At 62.5% G+C, this 4,320-nt stretch carries 4 protein-coding genes; 3 read left to right on the top strand and 1 reads right to left on the bottom strand.

Features of this window, described 5'->3' with window-relative positions:
* The 3 genes from AC1D1X_RS16765 to AC1D1X_RS16775 all read left to right on the top strand — a co-directional run.
* Positions 1-646, top strand: a 646-nt coding sequence (locus tag AC1D1X_RS16765; RefSeq protein ID WP_477698698.1) for an ABC transporter substrate-binding protein, incomplete at its 5' end; no start/stop codon positions are given.
* Between the two features lie 193 nt (positions 647-839).
* The gene (locus tag AC1D1X_RS16770) at positions 840-1,619 is read left to right on the top strand and encodes an ABC transporter permease (RefSeq protein ID WP_477698699.1); all 780 of its coding nucleotides are present in this window, start codon (positions 840-842) and stop codon (positions 1,617-1,619) included.
* The gene (locus AC1D1X_RS16775; protein ID WP_477668331.1) at positions 1,616-2,428 is read left to right on the top strand and encodes an ABC transporter ATP-binding protein; all 813 of its coding nucleotides are present in this window, start codon (positions 1,616-1,618) and stop codon (positions 2,426-2,428) included. The genes AC1D1X_RS16770 and AC1D1X_RS16775 overlap by 4 nt, the downstream gene beginning before the upstream one ends.
* Here AC1D1X_RS16775 and AC1D1X_RS16780 read toward each other — a convergent pair.
* Positions 2,425-3,840 carry an MFS transporter gene (locus AC1D1X_RS16780; protein ID WP_477698700.1) on the bottom strand — a complete coding sequence of 472 codons (1,416 nt, stop codon included), beginning with the start codon at positions 3,838-3,840 and terminating at the stop codon, positions 2,425-2,427. The genes AC1D1X_RS16775 and AC1D1X_RS16780 overlap by 4 nt on opposite strands.
* Positions 3,841-4,320: the final 480 nt, after the last annotated feature.

Consider the following 4,320-nt stretch of genomic DNA (forward strand, 5'->3'; position numbering starts at 1 on the left):
GAGCTATGGCGCCGACGGCATGGTGGTCAAACCCGCCATCACCAAGATCACCGACCTCAAAGGCAAGACCGTGGCCGCCAGCGCGCCCGGCACCTCGCCTTACTTCGCCCTGGCCTGGATGCTGAAGAAAAACGGCATGAGCACCAAGGATGTGAAGATCGTCAACCTCGAGCCGCAGGCCGCGGCCAACGCCATGATTGCCGGCACCGACGGTGTGGATGCCGCCATGACCTACGAGCCTTACCTGGGTGCGGTGCGCGCCAAGCCAGAGGCTGGCAAGATCCTCGCCACCACGCTGGACTACCCCATGGTGATGGACACATTTGGCTGCACGCCCAAATTCCTGGCAGAAAACCCCAAAGCCGCCAAGGCTCTGGCCGACAGCTACTTTGAGGCTGTCGAGATGATCCAGAAGGAACCCAAGAAGAGCTTCGAGATCATGGGCGCTGACGTGAAGCAGACCGGCGATGCCTTTGAAGCCTCCTCCAAATACCTGCGCTGGCAAGACCGCGCGGCGAATCAGAAATTCTTTGCCGGTGAGCATGCTGCCTTCAGCAAGGAAGCGGCTGACCTGCTGCTCGAAGCCGGCATCATCAAGTCGCTGCCAGACATGACCAAGCTGGCTGACACCCGGTTCATCAAATGAGCTCCCCCCCGAAGCGGCCTTCGGCCGCTCCGCACCGCCGCCAGAGGCGGCGGCTCTTCCGAGCCGTCCAAGCCTGCGCGGGCAGGCTTGGAGCCGCGGCTCTCAGCCCCTCAAGGGGGCGCCACCAGCGGCCCGGCAAAGCCGGTTCCGCGCTGGCCCTGGCGAAGGCAAGCGCCGCTACCAGGTTACGCGCATGAGACCACTCCAACCTGTCACTCCCGGCGCGCGCATCGCGCTGGGTGTGAGCTTCTTCATCCTGTTCTTTGTCGTGTGGGCCATCTTCACGCTGGGGGGCTATGTCTCCAAGACATTCCTGGCGGACCCCATCACCATGGTGAAATCAGGTTACGACCTGCTGGCCAACCAGGGTTTCGCCAAGGACATCGGCATGACGGTCTGGCGGGTGTTGGGCGGCTTTGCGATTGCGGCCTTGCTGGCAGTGCCGCTCGGCGTGATGATGGGCGCCTACAAACMGGTCGAAGCGTTCTTTGAACCCTTTGTGAGCTTCGCACGCTATCTGCCGGCCTCGGCTTTTATTCCGCTACTGATTTTGTGGGCCGGGATTGGTGAGGCACAGAAGCTCGCCGTGATTTTTATCGGCTCCTTCTTTCAACTGGTGTTGATGATTGCCGTGAGTGTCGGCAACACGCGGCGCGACCTGGTCGAGGCGGCCTACACGTTGGGCGCGGCCGACCGCGGCATCGTGGTGCGCGTGCTGCTGCCCAGTGCAGCGCCCGAGATTGCCGAGACCTTGCGCATGGTACTGGGCTGGGCCTGGACCTATGTGATCGTCGCGGAGCTGATAGGCGCGTCCAGCGGCATCGGCCACATGATCACCGACAGCCAGGCACTGCTGGCGACAGACCAGATCATCTTCGGCATCATCGTCATTGGTGTATTCGGCCTGGTCACCGACCTGGCGTTTAAAGCGCTCAATAGAAAACTTTTCCCGTGGGCTCAGTTAGGCCGATGACTTCTTCTTCCTCCACACCGATCCTGACCGTCACCCAGTTGTCGAAAACCTTTGCCGCCAACAAGGGCCCCGGCACCGTCGCGCTGCAAGCCACCGACCTCGCGGTTGCCGAGAACGACTTCATCACCATCCTCGGTCCTTCAGGCTGCGGCAAGTCCACCCTGCTGCGCATGGTCGCCGGGCTGGACATTCCCACAAGCGGCACCATCGTGCTGGACGGCAAACCCATAGCGGGCCCAGGCGCGGACCGCGGCATGGTGTTCCAGAGCTACACGCTCTTTCCGTGGCTCACGATTTTGCAAAACGTCTGCTTTGGCCTGCGGGAAAAAGGCATGCCACTGGAAAAGCAGCACGATATCGCGCACCAATTCATCAAGAAGGTCGGACTGCAGGGATTTGAGAACCATTTCCCCAAACAGCTTTCAGGCGGCATGCAACAACGCACAGCACTCGCTCGTGCCCTTGCCAACAACCCGCGCATCCTGCTGATGGACGAGCCCTTCGGCGCACTGGACCATCAGACGCGTGAGCTGATGCAGGAGCTGCTGCAAGGTATCTGGGAGGCCGAGCAGAAAACCGTGCTGTTCGTGACGCATGACATCGATGAGGCCATCTTTATGGGCAGCCGCGTGGTCGTCATGAGCGCAAGACCAGGCCGCATCAAGTGCGACATTGCGGTGCCCCTGGAGCATCCACGGCATTACTTGGTAAAGACGACACCGGTTTTCACGGATCTCAAGGCAAAACTTACCGAAGAAATCCGCGTCGAAGTGCACCGGGCGGCGGGCCTGCAGGCGCCCGCCGTTTAATCCGTCTGAGTTTTGGGTCGTGCTGCCTGCGTCATGCGCAGGGCGCTGCAAACACCGGCCGTGGCGGCAAAGGCAGCGGCCAGCCAAAGGGCGATCAAGGGACCCTGACCGCCTTCACCGGGACTGGACACGGCAAAAATCATCGCCAGTAAAACCGCGCCCAATGTCTGTCCCGTCAAACGTGCCGTGCCCAGCATGCCGCTGGCGCCGCCGCTGCGGTGTGCGGGCGCCGAGGTGATGATGGTGTGGTTGTTGGGTGACTGAAAGAGGCCGTAGCCGATGCCGCACAGCGCCATTCGCCAGACGATGTCGGCCTGCGCCGGATGCGCGGGCAACACGGCCAGCAACACCAGCCCCAGGCAGAGCATGGCCATGCCAACGCCGCCCAGCAGGCCGCCTGGATAGCGCCCTATAAGCCGGCCCACCAGCGGCGAAGTCACCACAATCGCCAGCGGCCAGGCGGTGAGCAGCAAGCCCGCCTCGAGGTGACTGAAGCCGTAGCTGCCCAGCAGCAAAAAGGGCAGGCAGATATAGGCCAGCGTCTGCGCGCAGAAGGCGCCTATCGACGTGCCCATGGACAGCGCGAACACGGGAATGCGCAGCAAATCAAGCGGAAATAGCGGCACGGGCATGGCCAGCTGGCGGCGCACGTAGATCACGCCGATGACGATTCCGGCGGCCAGCTCGGCCAGCGGCAGCCACAAGGATGATGCCGCACCCGGCACAGCTTCCACGCGTACACCCAGGCCGTCTACGCCCAGGAACACCAGGCCGAACATCAGGGCGTTGAGCACCACATCGACCGGCGAGAGCTTGAGGCTCTCTGCCTTGGCGGTGTTCTCGGGCAGCGCCTTTCGACCCCACCACAACGACATCAGGCCGAACGGCACATTGAGCGCAAACAGCCACGGCCACGAACCGACGGAAAGAATGCCGGCCGCAATCGACGGGCCGGCCACCGAGGCGGTGGCCACCACCAGCGAGTTGATGGCGATGCCGCGGCCGAGCAGGTGTTTTGGGTAGATGAGCCGAACCAGCGCGGTGTTGACGCTCATGAGGMCAGCCGCGCCCAAGCCCTGCAGCACGCGGGCCAGCGCCAGTGTGGTCAATGAATCAGCCAGCGCACAGAGCAGCGAGGCCAGCGTGAACACGGCCATGCCTGCCAGGTAAACGCGACGGTAACCGATGATGTCGCCTAATGTGGCCAGCGGCAGCAAGAGCGCCAGCGTGGCGACCTGGTAGGCGTTGATGACCCAGATGGACTGGGCGGGCGCGGCGTTCAGTTCACGGGCGATGTCCGGCAGCGCCAGGTTAACGATGGTCCCGTCAAGCACCGCCATGAYAATACCGAGAACGATGACCAGCAACGCACGCAAGCGTTCGCGAGCGGGCAAACCATCCTGAACAAGCATTGAGACCTTTGGTTGTGGCGGGCGGCAAACAGCTGAATCTCTGGCCGCCGCGAAGCTCTCATTTTAAGAGCGCGACCCCGATGCACGCCGGAGCCGGCGCCCTGTCCCAGTGTGCTCCTTGGATTCTGGGGAACCGACGACGCCAGCCGCATCCCCGTGGCGCAGCCGGCTGCGGCTCTACAAGCGCCGTCACGCCCGCACCACCAGCAGGCTGATTTCTTATGAAAAAAGTAGCCGAAGCCCTTATGTATATTGCGCAAGCAGCTCCTGAATTAATAGCAAATGAGGAACCGGGCGAACAAGCGGGGTGAAGCAAGAGAGGCGCAACAGGAGGGCAAAACGAAAAAACCCGGTGATGCCTCGGCATCCCGGGTGATTCCGGCGGTTTCACGCGCCGTTCTGGAGGAAGGCCTGCCACCCTCGGGTAGCAGGCTCCGCCGCTTACTTCATGCCGAACTTGGCCTTGGCGTCGTTCTGGCA

It is taken from the genome of Polaromonas sp. P1_G4, assembly GCF_056405475.1.